We start from the raw sequence: 21,078 nt of genomic DNA on the forward strand, positions 1-21,078 counted from the left end.
CCACAGCGCCGGCCTTTCTCGTTGCGGAAGGCAGGGCTGAACCCTTACTCGGCCGCCAGGTACTCCACCTTTGCGGTGAGCACACCCTCGCCCGCCGGACCGCCATCGGTCGAGTACACGAACAGGGGCTGATCTTCCAGCGCCACCACTGCCGGCAGATGGTCGGCCAGTGCGATGTAGCGGTACTCGACATCCATCGAAATGGTGTTCGAGTACGACTCCTGGTGGCCCCACTTCCTGTAGTAGCTGGATTCGATCGCGATCACGAACGACTCGCCATTGCCCTTGATGTCGTGGGCGGTGCCAACGCTGTCATGGATGCGGTACTGCACGCCAATGCCCGGGTGCGACGTGCTGAAGGTGGTGTAGCCGTCGATCTGGCCGACCGGGTGCTCCTGGGCCAGCAGATCGCCGCGCAGGGAGACCACCATCGGCTTGCAGTCAGCAAAGGCGACCAGGCTGTTGCCCGGCTTCTGCCAATCGGTCATCGGCTGGCCGACGCCCTTGAACTGGTACCCCTGGCTGATGCGCCACAGCGCGGTGTTGCCACCGGCCTCGCAGAGCTGCGGCGTGGTACCCGCCTGGGCGGCAGTGGCCGGCGCTGCGGCAGTGAGTGCGGAAAACGCGACGACAGCGGCCAGCGCGCACGACAACGGGGCGAACGTTCGGATCATGTAGTACTCCAATAGGTAGAGGGGCCGACCGGCCCCTGTGCGGGCGTCGGCAGACGGAAAGCAGTCTTTCCACCAGCGATGCTAGGAACGCGCCGGCCGCCCCGAAATAGGACAACGCCCAAATCTGTGCCGCGCCCACCGACGGGGGTTCCTGGCCACCGTTGCCTGCGGAGCCCTCCGGATACTGCTCATCGAAATCTCTACCGTTGTAGAAGAACTTCGTTCCTGTAGCTGGGACAATGGGGCTGGCGGCTTCAAGAGCACCATTCGAAATGAATCCTTGCAGGTCTTCCAATTCTGCGCCGCCCTCCCCAGACAACTCCCCTCCCCATAAATCGATTCGGATCAGCCCGGTCGCTACGTCGTACACAGCAACGGCTTCCAACGGACTTTCCCCATGATTCTGTAGACGGTAGGCATCAAGCGCGTCCTGGCTTGCGCGAGTGACGATGGCATTCCTTGCGGAATCCGAATCAACAGGACCTCGCCGGAACGCAGGGTGCTCGGCCTCGACCTGGCCTGTCAACGCAAGCATTGCGGTCAACGCGGTTGCAATATTGCTGCTTTCCCATTCGGTAATGGCTGGACGACCCAACGGTCGCCCTTATCACTATCCGCATGTGAAACCGAATGGCGCTGCACAGCGTCTGCTTTGCTGTGATTTCGTATTTTTCTTATCGTCTTCAAAGCCGTCTACGGCAATCGGCCCCCATCTGACCTATCCTTTCCCCTCATGCCCTCCACCCGCTTCCTCGACTCCCTGCAGAACATTCGCGCCACCGATTGGGACGCCCTGCACGACGGCCGCAACCCGTTCGTCAGCCACGCCTTCCTGTCCGGACTGGAAGAGCACGGCTGCCTGCGCGAGGACTGGGGCTGGCAGCCGCAGCACTTCACCCTGTGGGAAGGCGACACCCTGGTCGGCGCCATTCCGGGCTACCTGAAGACCAATTCCCACGGCGAATTTGTCTTCGACCACGCGTGGGCCAACGCCTACGCGCGGCATGGGCGCGACTACTACCCGAAGTGGCTGGGCGCGGTGCCGTACTCGCCGGTAACCGGGCCACGCCTGCTGACCCGTCACGATTCGGAACGGGCTGTACTGCTATCGACGCTGCGCGAGCACCTGACCGGGCTGGCTGTGTCCTCGGCGCATGTCAATTTTCACACCGTCAGCGACGACGCTGCCTTCGGTGACGACTGGCTGCTGCGCGAAGACGTGCAGTTCCAGTGGCAGAACCCGGGTGACTGGACGACCTTCGATCAGTTCCTGGGTGCGATGGACCACAAGCACCGCAAGAACATCCGCCAGGAGCGCGCCAAGGTCGCCCGCCAGGGCATCAGCTTCCGGGTGGTGCATGGCGATGAGGCCAGCCGCGCCGATCTGCAGGCGATGTACCACTTCTACCTGCAGACCTTCCTGGAGTACGGGAATGCGCCGGCACTGACGGAAGCCTTCCTGCGCCATCTGGCCATTGCGCTTGGCCGCGGGCTGGTGTTGTTCGTGGCCGAGCAGGACGGCGAGCCGATTGCGGGCGCACTGTGCCTGCGCGGGGGCGACACGCTCTATGGCCGCTACTGGGGTGGCGCCACCCTGCCCGGCCTGCATTTTGAGACGTGCTACTACCAGGGCATCGACTATTGCCTGCGCGAGGGACTGGCGCGTTTCGAGCCCGGCGCACAGGGCGAGCACAAGCTTGCGCGCGGATTCATGCCGACGCGGGTGCGCAGCCGGCACTGGGTGGCCGATGCGGAGTTTGCAGAAGCGCTGAAGGACTGGTGCCGACAGGAACGGCGCGATGTGCGCCGGTACCAGCAGGAACTGCAGGGACATGGGCCGTTCCGCGAGCGTGCCAACCAAGGTTGGCACCCACCAGAGCACTAGCGACAGCCGCACGCATCCGTAGAGCCGAGCTTGCTCGACTTGGGCGATGCCGAAAAGCGTGCCAACCAAGGTTGGCACCTACCAGAGCAATAGGCCCAAGGTTGGCACCCGCCAGAGCAATGGCGGGAACGCTGCTCAGGTGCACTGCCAGAAGTGCCCGCTCACCCGGCACGTCCCGCACCAGAACGTATAGAGCATGCCGCCGCTGCCCCACAGCAGCATGCCCTCACCCGTGGTCGGCAGCGTCGAATCAAGCTGCATCACGAACGGCATTTCCTGGCCGCAATCGATGCACGCCGGGTACCAGGCACTCTGCACCCAGCTGGGCGCGCCACCCACGCGCGCGAGATTCTGCCGATGATTGGACTGGCCCCAGTCCTGCTGCTGCCAGCGCGCGCTGTCCATGGTCGCCAGGCCCACATCGGCCAGCATCAGATCGCCGCTGTCGGTGGGCGTGTTCGGCACCGCGCGGTACTGGCTGGGGTGGCAGCTGGGCAGGCCCTCGCCGTCGTGACGGTAGAAGCGCACCGGCGGTTCCTCCCAGCCACAACAGTCCAGGCACAAGCCAAGCGTGATCTCGCCTGTGGCGCCCGGCTGCAGCGCGGCAGCATCCGTCTGCAGCAAGCGCTGCAGCGGTGCATGACACCCCCCGCACAGCGTCTCCAGCGGCCCACCGATCCGGCCGGCATGGCGCACCTGCCCGCCGTTCCAGGTGGGGTGCAGGCGCCAGATGCGCTTGCGCCAGCCCGGCTCGTCGGCCAGCTGGGCACGATGCTGCGCGCCGCCGAAACGGATGTGCAGCGGCCGCTCTCCATGCAGGCGCCGCGGATGCGGACCGTCGGCAACGCCAGCCCAATGCGCCCAGACCTCTGCGTCCAGTCGCCCCCAGTCGGCCAGATAGCCGCGCGCAGCGGCATAGGTCGCGGGCTGCGTCGCCAGCAGCAGCGCCCGTGCCCGCGGTATTTCACGATCATCATCGGCTTCGGCCAACGTCTGCGCCCAGGCTGCCGCCAGTGCCGGCGGCAACGCCCACCACAGCTGCGAGGCCAGTTGCAGCTCATCTTCGATGGCCACGCCCAGCAGGGCATCCCAATCGTCCTGCAGCACCTGCGGGGCCTGGTAGCTGGCGAACTCGATCACGCCGGCCAGCAGTTCGCCGCGCTCGCCGTCGCGATAGCGCCGCCAGGCGTCGGTGGCAACCGCGGGCACCACCTCATCCGGCAGCAGGTCCAGCGCCATGTCGAGGAACGCCGAGCCTGGCGAGCGCCGCGCCAGCGCCTGCAACATCAACTCACCCAGCTGGCGCGGCTGCTCAGCGGCCAGCGTCAACAGCATGCCCAGGCTGTCGTTGCGTGTGCGCGGGCTGTCGTGCACATCGAGAACGGCGCTGATCGGGTCGCTCATGCGAAGGCTCCTTGCCGCGGGAAGGTGATGGTGCCAGACATCGCGCATGCCTGCGGCGAATACAATGCAGGCATGACCCGCCAGCTGCCCTGGCGCCTGGCCGATGCGCCGGACGCCCCCTTCCCGCCGGCCGAGACTGCGCTGCGCCAGCCCGATGGCCTGCTCGCGGTGGGCGGCGACCTGCACCCGGTGCGACTCCTGAACGCTTATGCCGGCGGCATCTTTCCATGGTTCAGCGAGGGCGAGCCGATCCTGTGGTGGTCGCCCGACCCGCGCATGGTGTTCCGCACCGAGGGGGTGCACCTGTCCAGCCGGTTCCGTCGCCAGCTGCGCGGCAACACGTGGGAAGTCACTGCCGACACGGCCTTCAGCCGGGTGATGCAGGCCTGTGCCGCCGCGCCGCGCCCGGGCCAGGATGGCACCTGGATCAGCCCGGCGATGGTCGAGGCCTACAGCCAGCTGCACGCCCTCGGTTTCGCCCACTCCTTCGAGGTCTGGGACCGGCAGACGCTGGTCGGGGGCATCTACGGGGTGGCGATCGGGTCGATGTTTTTCGGCGAAAGCATGTTCAGCGGCGCCAGCGGTGGCTCCAAGATCGCACTGGCTGCGCTGGCGGCCACCCTGCGTGGCTGGGGCTGGACGCTGATCGATGCGCAGGTGGAGAATCCGCATCTGCTGCGGATGGGGGCCGAGCACCTGCCGCGCGCCGAATTCCTGGCGCATGTGCGGCAAGCCGTGCGCGGCAGCGGGCGCGAAGGCCCGTGGACCGGGGCGGTCGGACGGCTGCCGGCACGGGATTTGGCCGGGGGTTAACACAAACTTTGCAAGCTGGCCCGGTCACGCGTAAAATACTGCGCCTTAGGCCCAGCGTGGCCGTTTTCTGAACCGCACAGGACTACATGTCGAAAGACGATTCCATCGAGTTCGAGGGCACCGTCAGCGAGACGCTGCCGAACACCACTTTCCGCGTTCGTCTGGAAAATGGGCACGAAATCATTGCCCACATCTCCGGCCGCATGCGCAAGAACTACATCCGCATCCTTACCGGTGACCGGGTCAAGGTTGAAATGACCCCGTACGACCTGACCAAGGGTCGTATCACCTACCGCATGAAGTAAGCGGTCGGCGCCTGGCGCCACTCCGACAAGGCCAGCCCTGGTTGCTGGCCTTTTGTCATGCCTGCAATCCGGCCCTGCCGAAGGTCATCGTGACCGAACTCACTGTGACGTCGGTCAGCCCTGCTTGCGGCAGATTCACATCTGCATCGGCGACGGCAATCTGCAATCCGGTCCAGTCCGGATCGCTACCCCCTCGCACCGCCATGAAGATGCCCTTCCTGCTCACCGCCCTCACCCTGGCCGCGGCCAGCCTGCTGGCGCCGACCGCCCAGGCCGCCGACACGGCCCCCGCCCAATGCGTACCGCTGACCGGCGAGCAGCAGATCGTACGCGCCGGCGCAGACAAGAACGTGCTGCTGCGCACGGGCGACGACCACTATGTCGTGCACTTCCGCAACAGCTGCACGTCAGCCGTGCGGGCCTCCCACCTCGGCTTCAAGACCGACGGGAAGGAGGCGACTGAACTGTGTGGTGAAGGCCGCAGCCAGCTCGACACCGGCCGTGGCACCTGCGACGTGGCGCGCATCGAGCCGATCGATGCCGAGCGGTTCAAGCGCGAAGCGCGTCTTCGCAGCCGCTGACCGCAGACACGACAAGGGCGGCCGAAGCCGCCCTTGTCGCTGCGCGGTGCCGGGCTGCACCCGGCGCCGGCTTACTCCACCGTCACCGGCAACAGACGTTCCGGTTCGGCCTGGGTTTCAACCACCAGTTCGTCGTCGCGGACGTCGATGCTGACCTTGCCACCGTTCACCAGCTTGCCGAACAGCAGTTCGTCGGCCAGCGGTCGCTTGATCTTGTCCTGGATCACGCGGGCCATCGGACGGGCACCCATCAGCGGGTCGAAGCCGTGGTGGGCCAGCCAGTCGCGCGCGGTCGGGGTGGCCGACAGGCTGACGTGCTTGTCCTGCAGCAGCATCTCCAGCTCGATAAGGAACTTGTCGACCACGCGCAGGATATGCTCGAAGCCCAGTGCCTGGAACTGCACTACCGCGTCGAGGCGGTTGCGGAATTCCGGGGTGAAGGCGCGGCGGATGGTCTCCATCGCGTCGGTGGCATGGTCCTGCTTGGTGAAACCGATCGAACGCCGCGAGGCCTGCGCCGCGCCGGCATTGGTGGTCATCACCAGCACCACGTTCTTGAAGTTGGCCTCGCGACCGTTGGTATCGGTCAACACGCCGCGGTCCATCACCTGCAGCAGGATGTTGAAGATGTCCGGATGGGCCTTTTCGATCTCATCCAGCAGCAGCACGCAGTGCGGCGTCTTGACGATCTTTTCGGTCAGCAGGCCACCCTGGTCGAAGCCGACGTAGCCCGGGGGCGCACCGATCAGGCGGCTGATCGAATGCGGCTCCATGTACTCGGACATGTCGAAGCGGACCAGCTCGATGCCCAGCTGCAGCGCCAGCTGCTTGGTCACCTCGGTCTTGCCGACACCGGTCGGGCCGGCGAACAGGAAGTTGCCGATCGGCTTTTCCGGGTTGCCCAGGCCCGAGCGGGCCAGCTTGATCGCCGAAGACAGCTTCTCGATGGCCGGATCCTGGCCGAAGATCACCATCTTCAGGTTGCGCTCCAGGTGCTGCAGCACATCCTTGTCGGTGGCACTGACCTGCTTGGCCGGAATGCGCGCCATCTTGGCAACGATCGCTTCCACTTCCTCGACGTCGATCAGCTCCTTGCGCTGGCCTTCCGGCAGCAGGCGCTGGCGGGCGCCGGCCTCGTCGATCACGTCAATGGCCTTGTCCGGCAGCAGGCGGTCGCCGATGTGCTTCACCGACAGATCCACCGCTGCCTGCAATGCCTCGTCCGAATAGGTCACGCCGTGGTGCAGCTCGTACTTGGACTTCAGCCCCTGCAGGATCTCGTAGGTCTCGCCGACGGTCGGCTCGACGATATCGATCTTCTGGAAGCGGCGGGCCAGCGCCCGATCCTTCTCGAAGATGCCACGGTACTCCTGGAAGGTGGTCGAACCGATGCAGCGCAGCTCACCGGAGGCCAGCGCCGGCTTGATCAGGTTGGACGCATCCATGGTGCCGCCCGACGCCGAACCGGCACCGATGATGGTGTGGATCTCGTCGATGAACAGCACCGCATTGGGCACCTTCTTCAGCGCGGTCAGCACGCTCTTCAGGCGCTTTTCGAAGTCGCCCCGGTACTTGGTGCCGGCCACCAGCGCGCCCAGGTCGAGCGAGTAGATCACGGCATCGGCCAGCACGTCGGGCACCGAACCCTCGACGATGCGGCGTGCCAGGCCTTCGGCAATCGCGGTCTTGCCCACGCCGGCCTCGCCCACGTACAGCGGGTTGTTCTTGCGGCGGCGGCACAGCACCTGGATGGTGCGCTCGATCTCGTCGGCGCGGCCGACCAGCGGGTCGATGCGACCGGCCCGGGCCTGTTCGTTGAGGTTGCTGGCGAATTCGGTCAGGGCGTCACCCTTCGGCTCGCCCTCCCCGCCCTCGATGCGGCCCTCGCCTTCGGAGGACGAGGACGGCTGCTCGCCTTCCTCACCCAGCTTGGCGATGCCGTGGGACAGGTAATTGACCACATCCAGCCGGGTGACATCCTGCTGGTTGAGGTAATAGACGGCGTGGGAGTCCTTCTCGCCGAAGATGGCGACCAGCACGTTGGCACCGGTGACCTCCTTCTTGCCCGAGGACTGCACGTGGTACACGGCCCGCTGCAGCACGCGCTGGAAGCCCAGGGTCGGCTGGGTGTCGCGGCCGTCATCTTCGGCCAAGCGCGACACAGAGGCCTCGATGGCCTGCTCCAGTTCCTGGCGCAGGCGTTCGGCGTCGGCCCCACAGGCCTTCAGAACGGCCTGGGCGGACGGGTTGTCGAGCAGTGCCAACAGCAGGTGTTCGACCGTCATGAACTCATGCCGGGCCTCACGGGCGCGCTTGTAGCACTGGCCGATGGTGTGTTCGAGGTCTTTGCTGAACATGGATTACTCCGGCGGCAGATGGGGACAATATGCGGCCTGACTACGCGATTTCCATCACCCTAGCGGATTGCTGCGTTCAGATGGCGTTAGCAGTACACATCGCTTGATCTTCATTCACTCCAGGACAGCCCGCCCAGCATGAGCGAACCCTACCTGAGCCGCTGGCGATTGCGGCGTGATGGCGCATCCATCAAGACGCCCCATGCCCAGCTCTGGCCGGTGCTGACCGCCGCCGGCGCGCCGGCGATGCTGAAGGTAAGCAGCGAAACCGAAGAGCAGAACAGCCATCGCCTGCTGCGCTGGTGGGACGGTGACGGCGCCGCCCGCCTGCTGGCCCACGAGGGGCCGGCGATCCTGATCGAGCGCGCCCGCGGCGACTCGCTGCGGCAACGCTCGATCGACGGCGACGATGACGCCTGCACCACGATCCTGTGCCAGGTCCTGCGGCGGCTGCACCGGCCACGGAGCACGCCGCCAGCGGAACTGGTCTGCCTGAGTACATGGTTCGCTGACCTGCTGCAGCCAAGGGCGGCGCTGTCGCCACTGCTGGAACAGTGCAGGTCACTGGCGGAAGAGCTGCTGCAGGACGAACAGGAGATCCGGCCCCTGCACGGCGACCTGCACCACGACAACGTGCTGGATTTCGGCCCGCGTGGCTGGCTGGCGATCGACCCGAAGCGGCTGCTGGGCGACCGTGCCTTTGATTACACGACACTGTTCAGCAACCCGGACCTGTGCGGCCCGGGCATCCATGTGGCCACGCGCCCGGAGCGGTTTGCCGCCCGGCTGGAACAGGTGAGCACGCTGGCCGGCCTGGAGCGCCGCCGCCTGCTGCGCTGGATCGCGGCCAGCATGGGGCTGTCGGCGGTGTGGTTCCGCGATGACGGCGACCCCGCGGACGTGGACGAGGCAGTGGCGCGGATGGCGCTGGAGGCGCTGGCGGCGGGGTGATCCGCACTTGGCAGGTGCCCACCCTGGTGGGCACACCCCGTCCGGGATCGATGGAGGCCTGTGCCCTGGCAGGTGCCCACCTTGGTGGGCACGGCCCGTCCGGGATCGATACAGGCCTGCGCCCTGGTAGGTGCCCACCTTGGTGGGCACAACGGGTCCGGAATCAATGTGCCCGGACGAGAATCAGTAGCCGGTCAGGCTTTTTCCATCGTGCACAGCAACGGATGCTGGTTCATCCGCGAGTACTCGTTGACCTGGGCGACCTTGGTCTCGGCCACTTCGCGGGTGAACACCCCGCACACGCCGCGGCCACGGGTATGCACGTGCAGCATCACCTGCGTGGCCTTGTCCAGGTCCATGCTGAAGAACTGCTGCAGCACGTCCACCACGAAATCCATCGGGGTGTAGTCGTCGTTGAGCAGCATCACCTGGTAGAACGGCGGCGGCGCCACTTCCGGGCGCGCGGGCTCCACGGCAACGCCGTGCTCGTGATGGGAATCGGGGGAAGACTCATGGGGCATCCACCCATTATAGAGGTTGCGCCCGGCCTGCGTCGTCCTGCCGCGGATTGGACGACACGGACGCCCACCGTCACAATTGCAGCTTCTTTCAAATCTGTTTCACAGGATCTTCATGAAAAGGACCCTTCTGCCTGCCCTGCTGATCGGCCTGGCCGCCGCCGGCTCCGCCGCCGCCGCGACCGAGGCCGACAAGGCCGTGGCCCGCCACCTGGACAAGCTGGGCTACACCTATGAGGTGGACGAGGACGGCGATTACCGCATGGTCTTCGACGTCGAAGGTGGCCGCACGCAGATGGTCTATGTGCGTTCGTCGGTGGAAGATTTCGGTACCCACAACATCCGCGAGATCTGGTCGCCGGCCTACATCGCCAAGACCAAGCAGTTCCCGGTGGCCGTGGCCAACCGCCTGCTGGAAGATTCGCAGGATGCCAAGATGGGTGGCTGGGTGAAGCAGGACACCACCGCCATGTTCGTGGTGAAGATCGACGCCGATGCCACCGCCGACCAGCTCAGCGACGCCATCGATGCGGCCATCCGCACCGCCGACGCGATGGAGCTGGAACTGACCAAGAAGGACGAATTCTGAGGTGAACACCACGCCGGACCCGCGCTGGGCACCGCACGCCACCGTCGCCACCGTCGTGGTCGACGGCGGCCGCGTGCTGCTGGTCGAAGAGACCATCGAGGGCCGGCAGGTGCTGAACCAGCCCGCCGGCCACCTCGAACCGGGCGAAAGCCTGGCCGAGGCGGCCCTGCGCGAGACCCGCGAGGAAACCGGCTGGACGGTACAGGTGACCCATTTCATCGGCTGCTACCAGTGGACCGCCGGCGACGGCACCGCCTTCCTGCGCTTCTGCTATGCGGCACGCCCGCTCTCGCATGACCCGGCGCAGCCGCTGGACACCGGCATCGACCGCGCGCTGTGGCTGGCCCCGGCCGAGCTGCAGTCCGCTGGCCAACGCCTGCGCAGCCCGCTGGTCTGGCAGGTGGTGGCTGATTTCCTGGGGGGCCAGCGCCATCCCCTTTCGCTGGTCAGGGAGGTCGCATGAGCACTCCACGGGTGATGGTGGGCGTCTCCGGTGGCGTCGATTCCTCGGTCGCCGCCTGGCGCCTGGTGCAGCAGGGCGAGGCCGTAGCCGGGCTGTTCATGCAGAACTGGGCTGATGACGGCAGCGGCGACTGCCGCGCCGAGGATGACCGCCGCGATGCGGTGGCGGTCTGCGGCCTGCTCGGCATCCCGTTCCACTTCCGCGATTTCTCCAGCGAGTACTGGCAGGGCGTGTTCGAGCACTTCCTGGCCGAGTACGCCGCCGGCCGCACACCGAACCCGGACGTGCTGTGCAACCGCGAAGTGAAGTTCAAGCACTTCCTGGACGCAGCGCGCGAACTGGGTGCCGAGCGCATCGCCACCGGCCACTACGCGCGGGTGACCCAGCGCGGCGGCCAGTGGCTGCTGCTGCGTGGCGCCGACCGCTCCAAGGACCAAAGCTACTTCCTGCACCAGCTCGGCCAGCAGCAGCTGGCGGCCACGCTGTTCCCGATCGGCGATCTTGAAAAGAGCGACCTGCGCCGGATCGCGCGCGACGTCGGCCTGCCGACCCACGCCAAGAAGGACTCCACCGGCATCTGCTTCATCGGCGAGCGCGACTTCCGCGAGTTCCTTGGCCGTTACCTGCCGGCCAAGCCGGGCCAGATCCTCGACCCGGCCGACGGCAGCGTGATCGCCGAGCATCCGGGCGTGTTCTATTTCACCCTGGGCCAGCGCGAAGGCCTGAACATCGGCGGCGTACGCGGCCGTCCGGCCGCGCCGTGGTACGTGGTCGGCAAGGACGTGGCCAGCAACGTGCTGTACGTTGACCAGGACCGCGAAAGCCACTGGATGCTGTCTGACCGCCTGCGCTCGGAAACCGCGCACTGGATTGCCGGTGCGCCGCCGGCGCGGCGCTTCGAATGCACCGCACAGACCCGCTACCGCCAGCCCGACGAGCCGTGTACGGTCGAGGTGCTGGACGATGGCAGCGTGCTGGTCAGCTTCGCCCGCCCGCAACGCGCCGTCACCCCCGGCCAGTCGCTGGTGCTGTATGACGGTGACGTATGCCTGGGTGGTGCAGTGATCGCCGCCACCGATGCGCCGCTGGAACAGCGCCTGCGCAACACCCCTTCTCCTTTTGAGGTAATCGCTGCATGAGTTTCACCGTCGACGACCGCGTCCTGGCCTTGGCCGGCATTGCCCAGGCCCTGCAGCAGGTACGCCGCATCGCCGATACCGGCCATTCCGACGCCGCCGCCGTGCGCACCGCCGTGGACAGCGTGTTCCGCGTCGATGCGTCCTCGCCACAGGAGGTGTTCGGTGACCGCCACGCGCTGAAGGCGGGCCTGCGCCTGCTGCACAACTACTTCCGCAGCCAGGGCCAGGACCCGATCCTGCCCAAGCTGGCGCTGTCGGTGCTGCAGCTGGAGCGGCGCTTCGTGCAGGACGGGGCGACCGTGAACAAGGTCGCCTCGGGCATCGAGCGCGCCCAGCGCCAGGCCACCGAACTGGGCGACAGCGGCCACCCGGACGTGCTGGCCAACCTGGGCGGCCTGTATGCCGACACCATCAGCCACCTGAAACCGCGGGTGATGGTGCAGGGCAACCCGCACTATCTGGGCCAGGCCGGCGTGGTCGCCGAGATCCGCGCCCTGCTGCTGGCCGCGGTGCGCTCGGCGGTGCTGTGGCGGCAGCTGGGCGGCAGCTATTGGGACTTCCTGTTCAGCCGCAAGGCGATGATCGAGGCCGTGGACCGTCAGCTGGCCTGATCTTCACCCCACATCGCCGGGCATCGCCCGGCGAGCGCGCCGCGCAACGACGCGCCAGGCGCCGGAAAACCGGCGCATTCAGAATGCACTTCAAGGCACATCGACGTTAAAGAGAAAGGGGGTACGGCCGATACATCCTCCGTGCACCTCCCGAGAACGTCCATGTACTCACGCATTTTCATCCGTCTGGCCGCCCCCCTGGCTCTGACCCTGCTGCTCCCCTTCGCCATCGGTTTCGAATGGCCGGCCGCCCTGCGCTGGGCGATCCTGACCACGATGACGCTGAGCTGGCTCGGCTTTGCGTGGTGGACCACCCGCGCCCAGGCGCACCGTTCCCCGGAACATGCCCGTGTGCTGCGTGAGCAGGACCAGCTGCTGACCGAACTGCGCAACTTCGTCGGCAACGAGATCGACGGTTCGCGCGGCGAAGTGGAACGTGCCCGTGACCTGATCCGCCAGGCCGTTTCCAGCCTGGGCGGCAGCTTCGATGCGATGAACCGCAAGTCGCGCCAGCAGAGCCAGGCACTGTCGCGCATCGTTGACCGCGCCGGTGATGAAGGCAGCGCCGGCCTCGACGTTGCCCGATTCGCCCAGCACGCCAGCCATCGCATGGAGCAGCTGGTGGAAGCACTGGAACAGGTGAGCGGCCAGAGCAGCACCACCGTGCAGCACATCGACCAGATGGCACAGCACCTGGATGGCATCTTCGCGCTGCTGGAAGACGTCAAGTCGATTGCCGACCAGACCAACCTGCTGGCCCTGAACGCTGCCATTGAAGCCGCGCGTGCCGGTGAAGCCGGTCGTGGCTTCGCCGTGGTGGCCGACGAAGTGCGCAACCTGTCCGAGCGCTCGACCACGTTCAACGAGCAGATCCGCAAGCTGGCGCACAGCTCCAAGGACGCCATCGCCAAGGTGCGCGAGACGGTCTCGCACATGGCCTCGCGCGATATGGACCGCTCCCGCGAAGCGCGCCAGGAAGCGGCGGCGATGCTCGACAACGTCGCGCAGATCAACGCGTCGCTGGGCGACGGCATGCGCGAAGTCTCCGATTGCGCCCGTTCGATCGATGGCAGCGTGGCCGAAGCCGTGCGCGCCCTGCAGTTCGAAGACATCGCCACCCAGGCGCTGGGCGGCGTGCACACCCACCTGGACCGCCTGACCGCGATCAACCGCGAAGCGGTGGCCCTGCAGGAGCTGCTGCACCGCAATGGCGGCGTGTTCGACGAAGAGATCGCCACCGCCCTGCAGCGCACCGGCAGCCGCCTGCGCGAACTGCGCAGCGAATGGGAACGCCCGCCGCACAAGCCGGTTGCCCAGCAGAGCATGGGCGCCGGTACCGTCGAGCTGTTCTGATCCTGATGTCCGCTGCCGCCACCGGCAGCCCGCAAGGCCCCGGTTCGTCCGGGGCCTTTGCCTGTGACCCGCCGTTGAATGCATCCTGTACGCGCACCATGACCCTGATCCGCGCCCTGCCCTCCCTCACCGACACCGAGCGCCCGCGCAACGCGAGCGTGCGTGAGCAGCTGCAACAGCTGGAAGATGTGGCACGCGAGGAGATCCGCGAGCTGCAGCAGCTGGCGGATGCGCGGCCTGCGCCGTCCCGCGCGGACAACGAACTGCTGGGCCTGGCGTGGGACCTGGGCCTGGATGGGAATTCCCTGTAGATCCACGCCATGCGTGGATGATTGCGCATGCCGGCATTCGTGCCGACCAAGGTCGGCACCTACCAGAGCGGGATTCTGATGCGTGGATGATCGCGGGCGCAGGTATGCGTGCCGACCAAGGTCGGCACCCACCAGAGCGGGATTCTTGCGCGTGCGGGCATTCGCGCCGACCAAGGTCGGCACCTACCAGAGCGGGATTCTTGCGCGTGCAGGCGTTTGTGCCGACCAAGGTCGGCACCCACCAGAGAAGGTCGGCACCCACCAGAGCCGGTCCAGATGCGGTCAGCGCACCAGCACCACTTCGCCGCTGGCGTCGGTGCGCATGGGTGCCGGGTGCTGCTGGCGCAGCCACTGCGCCAGGTCACGCGGGCTGAGCGGGCGCGAGTACAGGTAGCCCTGGATCTCGTCGCAGCCCTGGCGGCGCAGCATGTCTTCTTCCTGGTGCGTTTCCACGCCTTCAGCCACCACCTTCATGCCCAGCGCGTGGCCCAGATGCACGATGGCCTGGGTCACTTCGGCCGTGCCCGAGTCATGCAGCATGCCCTGCACGAAACTACGGTCGATCTTCAGGCGCCCCACCGGGAAACGGTTGAGATAGTTGAGGTTGGAGAAGCCGGTGCCGAAGTCATCCACGGCCAGGGGCACGCCATGCCGTTCCAGCACGTCGAAGCAGTGGCGCAGGATGTCAGTGTCACGGATCAGCGCCGACTCGGTCAGTTCCAGCTCCAGCCGCTGTGGTGGCCAGCCGTGCGCGTGGCAGATCTCGATCACACGCTCGGCGAAACCACGGTCACGCAGCTGCACCGCAGATACATTGACTGCGATGCGATCGAAACGCAGGCCAGCGTGGTCCCAGGCCGTCGCCTGCCGGCAGGCTTCGTTCAGCACCCAGTCGCCGATGCGCACGATCTCGCCGCATTTTTCGGCGATGGGAATGAACTCAGCCGGGCTGCAATAGCCGATGCCCGGACGATGCCAGCGCAGCAGCGCTTCGATCGCCGGCGGCTCGCCCTGGTGCGCGTGCAGCAGCGGCTGATAGGCCAGGCTGAACTCTTCGCGTTCGATGGCGCCGTGCAGCGCATGCTCAAGCTCAAGCTTGCGCTGGATGCGGGCCAGTGCGTCCTGGCTGTAGTACTGGTAGGTGTTGCGCCCGGCTTCCTTGGCTGCGTACATCGCGGCGTCGGCCGCGCGCAGCAGCGAATCGAAGTCGGTCTGTGCATCACCCAGCATCGCAATGCCGACGCTGGCGCCCACTTTCAGGGTGGTCTCGCCCCGTCGCAGCGGCTCAGCCAGCGAGGCGATCAACTTGCGTGCCACGTGGCCAGCGTCTTCCGGCTCGGCCAGGTCGCGCAGTACGACGATGAATTCGTCGCCGCTGAAACGCCCGAACAGATCGTTGTTGCGCAGGTTCTGGTGCAGCCGGGTGGCGGCCGCCTTCAGCAGCGCATCGCCGGTGGCGTGGCCGAAGCTGTCGTTGATGGTCTTGAAGCCGTCCAGATCGATGAACAGCATGGCCAGCGAGGTACCGCGGTCACGCGCTTCCTCGATGGCTTCGGCGGTCTGTTCGCCGAGCAGCACGCGGTTCGGCAGGCCCGTGAGTAGATCGTAATGCGCCAGCAGCTCGATGCGCTCGTTGGCTTCGCGCTCGCGGGTGATGTCACGGAACAGCACCACGAAGCGCGGCGGCAGGCCATCCCGCCGGTCCAGCTCGACCAGCACCTGCACCCATACCCGCAGGCCGGACTGCCGGTAGAAGCACAGGTCCAGCTGTTCGGGCAACCCGCCGCCGGCAATCCGGCCCAGGGCCGCCTCAAAGGCGCCGCGCGAATCTTCGGTGTACAGCGCCAGCGCCTGGTCGAGGGTGATCGGCTCCTTGCGCAGGCCGTGGATGCGATAGCACTCCTCGGTCCACTGCATGTGCCGGGTCTGCACCTCGATCTCGCAGCCGCCGATGCGGCCCAGTGCGGAAACGCGGTTCAACAGTTCGGTGCGCCAACGGATCAGCGCATCGGTCTGGTGCTGTTCGGTGATGTTCTGGACCTGGCCGAGCAGTCGCTTGGGCTGTCCCTCCATGTCCATCAGCGGCTGCATCCACAGCCGAAGGTGCTGCGAGGGCTCGTTGCCGCGGGTCAGCTCCAGCTCCAGGTTGGCGGCGCGACCATCGCGCCACAACCGCCGCCAGGCCGCGCGCAACGCGCCTCGCGAGCGCGGGTGCAACTGCTTGAGCCAGCGCCGCTGGCCGGGCACGGCGCCCTGCTCCAGCGCCAGCAGCGAGCGCAGTTCCGGCGACCACCAGAAATGACCGGTGGTCGGATCAAACGACCAGCTGCCCATGCTGGCGATGCGCTGCGCCTCGCTCAGGTGCAGCTGCTGTTCCTGCAGCAGCGATTCCAGCTGCTTCTGCTGCTCGATATCGGTATGCGTGCCGACCATGCGCAGCGGCTGGCCATCGGCTGTGCGCGCGACCACGCGCCCCCGGTCCAGGACCCAGCGCCACTGGCCATCGGCCTGGCGGAAGCGGAACTGCGCACTGTACTGCTCGCTCTGCCCGCGCAGATGCTGGTCCAGTGCCGCACGCACCTGGCCGATGTCCTCGCTGTGAACGCGTGACAACATCTCGGTGGCGGTCTCATCGCCGAGCGCCGGGGTGCGCGCCACGCGGTCGCTGGGAATATCCCAATCCCACAGGCTGTGGCCGGCACTGTCCAGCGCCAGCTCCCAGCGCCCGCCGCCATCGATCGGCGTTGGCTCGGGAACACTCAGCGTGAACGCCAGCAGGTTGCCGGCGCCATCGTGCACGGCGCGCAGGTGGCCGTCGTAGTGACCGCGCGGGCCGCCGGGCAGCGTACAGGCCACGATGCCGCCATCGGCGGCCATCAGGCGCAGATCTTCCAGCATCGGCGCATAGGCCGCCACGGTGGCCGGCAGGCCATGCTCACGCGCAGCCGGATTGGCCGCCAACGGGCGTCCCGTACGGTCGACTATGACCAGCGCCGACGCAAGCGGGTGCTGCAGCAGGCTGGCGATGATCCCTTGGTCCACGCGATCTTGCTCCGGATGACACGCCCGTCAGCGGGGCACGCAGTGGTTAACGGCGCCTGCGGCGGATAATTGAGTGGTCAGGGCACACCCGCGCGGTAAGATGGCCGGCGCCCCTTTCATCCCTCCCATCCATGCCCGCAGACCCTACCGGCAAGGCCCCTGTTTCCGACCCGCGGATGGCGCAGGCGCTGAGCCGCGACCGGCGGCGGGTGGTGCTGAGCTACCTGGTGATGGCGCTGGCCTGGATGATCGCGACCGATGGCGCGGTGCAGGCACTGGTGCCCGACCCGCAGCAGGCCGCGCTGTGGCAGGGCCTGAAGGGTGCATTCTTCGCCCTGGCCAGCGCCGGGCTGCTGTACCTGCTGTTGCGCCCGCTGGCCGAGCACGTGCTGCAGACCCATGCCCGGCAACAGGCGTCGGAACTGCGGCTGCGGCAGATGTTCGAGGGCAATCCCGGCCCGATCCTGGTCTACGACCTGGATACGCTGGCCATCCTCGACGCCAACCCCGCCGCGTGCGCGACCTTCGGCTGGGAACGCGACGAGTTGCTGGAGCAGACCATCGATGCGCTGTGGCCGCCAGGCCAGGACCAGGCCCTGCAGACCAAGCTGGAAGCGATCCGCGAGGCGCCGGAGGAACTATGCATCCTGCGCACGCAGCTGCAGCTGCGTGACGGCAGTCAGCGGCAGATGGAACTGCGTTCCAATGCGATCAGCTACGACGGCCACAATGCCCGCCTGCTGATCGCCATCGACCGCACCGCCGAGGACCTGGCGCAGCTGCGCCGTGACCAGGCGCTGGCGCGGGTGGAAGAAGCGCACGAGCTGGCCCGCATCGGTGCATGGGAGCTGGACCCGTCCACGGCCCTGGGCCGCTATTCCAACCAGGTCTATCGCCTGCTCGGCCGCCGCCCGCCCGAGGCGCGCCGCTGGCACCGTTTCGACGAACTGCTGGTGCCGGCCGACCCGGCCACCGCCACCCAGACCGAACAGCTGCTGTCCGAGCTGTGCTCCGGCGACCCGGTGCAGGTGGACGTGCTGCTGCCGTTGCTGTCGATGGACGGCCGTGCATTGATGGTGCACCTGCGCGCGGCCAGTGGCATTGATGAGTCCGGCCGCAGCCGCGTGCTGGGCACCCTGCAGGACGTGACCGAGCGCGAGCAATCGCGGCGCCTGCTGCGCGAGCGCGAGGAACAGTTCCGCGAGCTGGTGCGGGTGCTGCCCGATGGCGTGGTGATTCTCTCCGAAGAGCACGTGCTGTACGCCAATGCGTGGGCCGCCAGCCTGTTCGGCTATGGCAGCCACACCCTGCTGGGTGAGCCGCTGTCAGCGCTGGTCGCTGCAGGTGACCTGGCGCGGGTTCGCAGCCAGCTGCGCGCCGGGCAGCCGCACCTGGGCCCCGGGCACAGCAGCGTGGTGGCGATGCAGCGCGCCGACGGCCGCAGCTTCCATGCCGGGCTGGCGGTGGGTGAAGTGCGCTATGGCGGCCGCGACTGCAAACTGCTGATCGTGCGCGACCTCAGCGATTCCGAGCGCACCCGCAGTGCGCTGGAAACCAGCAACCGCGAGCTGCAGGCGATGGCCGGCCGCCTGTTCTCGCTGCAGGAAGACGAGCGCCGCGCGATCTCGCGCGACCTGCACGACGACATCGGCCAGGCGATCACCGCAATCAAGCTGTCGGCCTATGCGGCGCAGGACGAGGATGACCCGCAGCGCCGCGCCGAGGACCTGGCGCAGATCGTGACCCTGGCCGACACCACCGTGGCCAAGCTGCGCGATATCTCCACCCTGCTGCGCCCGCCGCAGCTGGACGCACTGGGGCTGGAGGCCGCGCTGAGCTGGCAGGCACGCGTGCTGTTCCGGTCCTCGCCGGTTGAACTGCTGGCCGAGATCGAGCCGCTGCCGCACCGCCCGGACAACAGCATCGAACAGGCCTGCTTCCGCATCGCGCAGGAGAGCCTGACCAACGTGCTGCGCCATGCGCGCGCCAGCCAGGTGCAGCTGCAGCTGCGTGACGTCGGGCAACGCGGGCTGCACCTGCAGATCCGCGATGACGGCGAAGGTTTCGACCCGGATGGACCGCGCGGGCTGGGCCTGATCGTGATGCGCGAGCGCGCGCAGAGTGTCGGCGGCCATGTCCGGATCGAGTCCGCGCATGGCGAAGGTACCCTCGTCGACGTCCACCTCCCCTACCAGGCGGCCGGCATGGCCGCCGTCGAGTCACCGGAATACTGAGCCTATGTGGAATCCCAACCTGCCCCCGGTCAGCATCGATGATGCACCCGACCGCCTTGGCGCCGGCAATCCCGAGCTGCAGGCGATGGTCGCCGACGCGGCTTCGGGCGGTACCGCGCTGATGCTGATGCATGTGGACATCGACCACTTCGCCTCGGTGAACGAGAACATGAGCGCGGAAGTGGGCGACCAGGCCCTGGTGCTGGTGGCGCAGCGCCTGCAGTCCTACCTGCGCGGACGTGGCAAGTTGTGGCGCCACGGCAGCGACGAATTCCTGATCGCGGTGCCGCGCACCGCCGACCTGCCGCTTCCGGAAGACTTCGCCGAGGAGATCCGGCAGCAGATGGAGCTGCCGCTGTCGGTGCTGCCGTACACGCTGTTCATGACCGGCAAGCTGGGCGTGAGCCTGTGCCCGGAACATGCCAGCAGCACTTCGCGCCTGCTTGACCACGCCGAAGACGCGCTGTACCAGGCCGCGCGCGAAGGCGGCAACGCGGTGCGCATCCACGCGGTGGATACCCCGCCCAGCGCGCACAGCGAGAGCATCATCGCGCGGCAGATCGTCGATGCGATTCCCAACGGCGAGTTGAAGCTGCGCTACCAGCCGTTGGTCAGCGCCCGCGATGGCCACGTGGTGGGCATGGAGGCACTGCTGCGCTGGCAGTCGCCCACGCTGGGCATGCTGGTACCCGAACGTTTCATGCGTACCGCCGAGCGACTGGGGATCATCGTGCAGATCGGCACGTGGGTACTGGAAGGCGCGCTGAAACAGGCACGCATGTGGCGCGACCAGGGCTTCGATGACTTCACCATCGCGGTGAACGTCTCCACCCTGCAGCTGCTGCGGCCGAACTTCTTCGCCGAGGTGATGTCGCTGATGCAGGCCGCCGGTGTTCCGGCGCACATGCTGACGCTGGAGATCAACGAAAGCGCGCTGACCAACAACGTCAATTTCGTGCACGAGACGCTGGCCAACCTGCGCAATGAAGGGATCAGCCTGAGCCTGGACAACTTCGGTACTGGTGATTCCAGCCTGAGCGCGCTGGTGCGCTACCCGGTGGACAAGCTGAAGATCGACCGCAGCTTCATCAAGAGCGCGCCGGCCGGCAACCGCGAGGCCGCCATCGCCCGCGCGATCATCGCCATGGGCCACCAGCTGGGCATGACCGTGATCGCCAATGGCGTCGAGTCGCAGGCGCAGCTGGGCTTCCTGCGCCGCAACGACTGCGATGTGTTCCAGGGCTACCTGTTCGGCGAACCGATGTCGGCCGATGCCGCCGGCATGACCCTGCGCCGCCGTTACCTGCGCCCGGAGGCGTTCGCCGAGACCCGTCCCGACCGCACCCTGCTGCTGCTGGATGACGAGGAGAACGTGCTGCGCTCGCTGGTGCGGCTGTTCCGCCGCGACGGCTATCGCATCCTGGCCGCCGGCAACGTGCGCGATGCGTTCGATCTGCTGGCGATCAACGACGTGCAGGTGATCCTGTCCGACCAGCGCATGAGCGACATGAGCGGTACCGAATTCCTCGGCCGGGTGAAAATGCTGTACCCGGATACGATCCGCCTGGTGCTGTCCGGCTACACCGATCTGAACACGGTGACCGACGCGATCAACCGTGGCGCGATCTATCGTTTCCTGACCAAGCCGTGGAACGACGACGAGTTGCGCAAGCACATCCACCAGGCATTCCGCACCTACGAGGAGCAGCGCCGCAGCAATGCCGGGCCGGCGCCGGTTGAAACCGGCGAGGGTGGCGAGGATCGCCCGCAGCGGTAACCGGCTTTGTAGAGCCGGCCGCTGGCCGGCTGCCTCGCGGTACCTGCTTGCATGGGGTTGCCGGCCAGCGG

At 67.1% G+C, this 21,078-nt stretch carries 19 protein-coding genes; 13 read left to right on the top strand and 6 right to left on the bottom strand.

Features of this window, described 5'->3' with window-relative positions; genetic code table 11:
• Positions 1–44 precede the first annotated feature (44 nt).
• Entirely contained in the window at positions 45–674 is a 630-nt protein-coding gene (locus O0J73_RS13755; protein WP_006444588.1) for a hypothetical protein, read from the bottom strand.
• Between the two features lie 733 nt (positions 675–1,407).
• On the opposite strand from O0J73_RS13755, the gene O0J73_RS13760 reads away from it, so the two are divergent.
• Positions 1,408–2,559 carry a GNAT family N-acetyltransferase gene (locus tag O0J73_RS13760; protein WP_308308925.1) on the top strand — a complete coding sequence of 384 codons (1,152 nt, stop codon included), beginning with the start codon at positions 1,408–1,410 and terminating at the stop codon, positions 2,557–2,559.
• A gap of 135 nt (positions 2,560–2,694) precedes the next feature.
• Here O0J73_RS13760 and O0J73_RS13765 read toward each other — a convergent pair whose 3' ends face one another.
• The gene (locus tag O0J73_RS13765) at positions 2,695–3,963 is read right to left on the bottom strand and encodes a hypothetical protein (RefSeq protein WP_308308926.1); all 1,269 of its coding nucleotides are present in this window, start codon (positions 3,961–3,963) and stop codon (positions 2,695–2,697) included.
• 72 nt (positions 3,964–4,035) lie between these two features.
• Between O0J73_RS13765 and aat the strand changes: the two genes are divergently transcribed.
• Together aat and infA are read left to right on the top strand one after the other, a co-directional pair.
• Positions 4,036–4,776 carry a leucyl/phenylalanyl-tRNA--protein transferase gene (gene aat / locus O0J73_RS13770; protein ID WP_308308928.1) on the top strand — a complete coding sequence of 247 codons (741 nt, stop codon included), beginning with the start codon at positions 4,036–4,038 and terminating at the stop codon, positions 4,774–4,776.
• Between the two features lie 86 nt (positions 4,777–4,862).
• Positions 4,863–5,081, top strand: coding sequence for a translation initiation factor IF-1 (gene infA / locus O0J73_RS13775; RefSeq protein ID WP_005409596.1), 219 nt, complete (start codon positions 4,863–4,865; stop codon positions 5,079–5,081).
• A gap of 55 nt (positions 5,082–5,136) precedes the next feature.
• Here the strand turns inward: infA and O0J73_RS13780 are convergent, their stop codons facing one another.
• A complete protein-coding gene (locus tag O0J73_RS13780) occupies positions 5,137–5,286 on the bottom strand; it encodes a hypothetical protein (protein WP_197564546.1) in 150 nt (49 codons plus the stop codon).
• Here O0J73_RS13780 and O0J73_RS13785 point away from each other — a divergent pair.
• On the top strand, positions 5,285–5,662 hold the full coding sequence (locus O0J73_RS13785) for a hypothetical protein (protein ID WP_197564547.1): 378 nt from the start codon (positions 5,285–5,287) through the stop codon (positions 5,660–5,662). The genes O0J73_RS13780 and O0J73_RS13785 overlap by 2 nt on opposite strands.
• Positions 5,663–5,733: 71 nt before the next feature.
• Here O0J73_RS13785 and clpA read toward each other — a convergent pair whose 3' ends face one another.
• Positions 5,734–8,019 carry an ATP-dependent Clp protease ATP-binding subunit ClpA gene (clpA, locus tag O0J73_RS13790; protein WP_308308929.1) on the bottom strand — a complete coding sequence of 762 codons (2,286 nt, stop codon included), beginning with the start codon at positions 8,017–8,019 and terminating at the stop codon, positions 5,734–5,736.
• A gap of 138 nt (positions 8,020–8,157) precedes the next feature.
• On the opposite strand from clpA, the gene O0J73_RS13795 reads away from it, so the two are divergent.
• Positions 8,158–8,970, top strand: coding sequence for an APH(6) family putative aminoglycoside O-phosphotransferase (locus tag O0J73_RS13795; protein ID WP_308308930.1), 813 nt, complete (start codon positions 8,158–8,160; stop codon positions 8,968–8,970).
• 194 nt (positions 8,971–9,164) lie between these two features.
• Here O0J73_RS13795 and clpS read toward each other — a convergent pair whose 3' ends face one another.
• Positions 9,165–9,491 (bottom strand): ATP-dependent Clp protease adapter ClpS, encoded by a 327-nt coding sequence (clpS, locus tag O0J73_RS13800; RefSeq protein WP_006444529.1) that lies wholly within the window; start codon positions 9,489–9,491, stop codon positions 9,165–9,167.
• Between the two features lie 112 nt (positions 9,492–9,603).
• On the opposite strand from clpS, the gene O0J73_RS13805 reads away from it, so the two are divergent.
• The 6 genes from O0J73_RS13805 to O0J73_RS13830 all read left to right on the top strand — a co-directional run bounded on the left by O0J73_RS13805 (position 9,604) and on the right by O0J73_RS13830 (position 13,954).
• A complete protein-coding gene (locus O0J73_RS13805) occupies positions 9,604–10,077 on the top strand; it encodes a hypothetical protein (RefSeq protein WP_308308932.1) in 474 nt (157 codons plus the stop codon).
• A gap of 1 nt (position 10,078) precedes the next feature.
• On the top strand, positions 10,079–10,540 hold the full coding sequence (locus O0J73_RS13810) for an NUDIX hydrolase (protein ID WP_308308933.1): 462 nt from the start codon (positions 10,079–10,081) through the stop codon (positions 10,538–10,540).
• Positions 10,537–11,679, top strand: a complete 1,143-nt coding sequence (gene mnmA / locus O0J73_RS13815) for a tRNA 2-thiouridine(34) synthase MnmA (RefSeq protein ID WP_197564548.1) — start codon at positions 10,537–10,539, stop codon at positions 11,677–11,679. The genes O0J73_RS13810 and mnmA overlap by 4 nt, the downstream gene beginning before the upstream one ends.
• Positions 11,676–12,290 carry a high frequency lysogenization protein HflD gene (hflD, locus tag O0J73_RS13820; protein WP_010485865.1) on the top strand — a complete coding sequence of 205 codons (615 nt, stop codon included), beginning with the start codon at positions 11,676–11,678 and terminating at the stop codon, positions 12,288–12,290. Before mnmA ends, hflD begins: the two co-directional genes overlap by 4 nt.
• Positions 12,291–12,452: 162 nt before the next feature.
• Positions 12,453–13,643: a methyl-accepting chemotaxis protein gene (locus O0J73_RS13825; protein WP_008268676.1), complete on the top strand. Its 1,191-nt coding sequence runs from the start codon at positions 12,453–12,455 to the stop codon at positions 13,641–13,643.
• 98 nt (positions 13,644–13,741) lie between these two features.
• Positions 13,742–13,954, top strand: a complete 213-nt coding sequence (locus O0J73_RS13830; protein WP_049457666.1) for a hypothetical protein — start codon at positions 13,742–13,744, stop codon at positions 13,952–13,954.
• Positions 13,955–14,236: 282 nt separating this feature from the next.
• On the opposite strand, the gene O0J73_RS13835 is transcribed toward O0J73_RS13830, so the two are convergent.
• On the bottom strand, positions 14,237–16,996 hold the full coding sequence (locus O0J73_RS13835; RefSeq protein ID WP_197564549.1) for an EAL domain-containing protein: 2,760 nt from the start codon (positions 16,994–16,996) through the stop codon (positions 14,237–14,239).
• 131 nt (positions 16,997–17,127) lie between these two features.
• Between O0J73_RS13835 and O0J73_RS13840 the strand changes: the two genes are divergently transcribed.
• Both O0J73_RS13840 and O0J73_RS13845 read left to right on the top strand, forming a co-directional pair.
• Positions 17,128–19,230, top strand: a complete 2,103-nt coding sequence (locus O0J73_RS13840) for a PAS domain-containing sensor histidine kinase (protein WP_308308934.1) — start codon at positions 17,128–17,130, stop codon at positions 19,228–19,230.
• A 4-nt stretch (positions 19,231–19,234) separates the two neighbouring features.
• Positions 19,235–21,007 (top strand): EAL domain-containing protein, encoded by a 1,773-nt coding sequence (locus tag O0J73_RS13845; RefSeq protein ID WP_197564550.1) that lies wholly within the window; start codon positions 19,235–19,237, stop codon positions 21,005–21,007.
• Positions 21,008–21,078: the final 71 nt, after the last annotated feature.

The sequence above is a fragment of the Stenotrophomonas sp. Sm6012 genome (assembly GCF_030985895.1).
Lineage (GTDB): Bacteria > Pseudomonadota > Gammaproteobacteria > Xanthomonadales > Xanthomonadaceae > Stenotrophomonas > Stenotrophomonas forensis.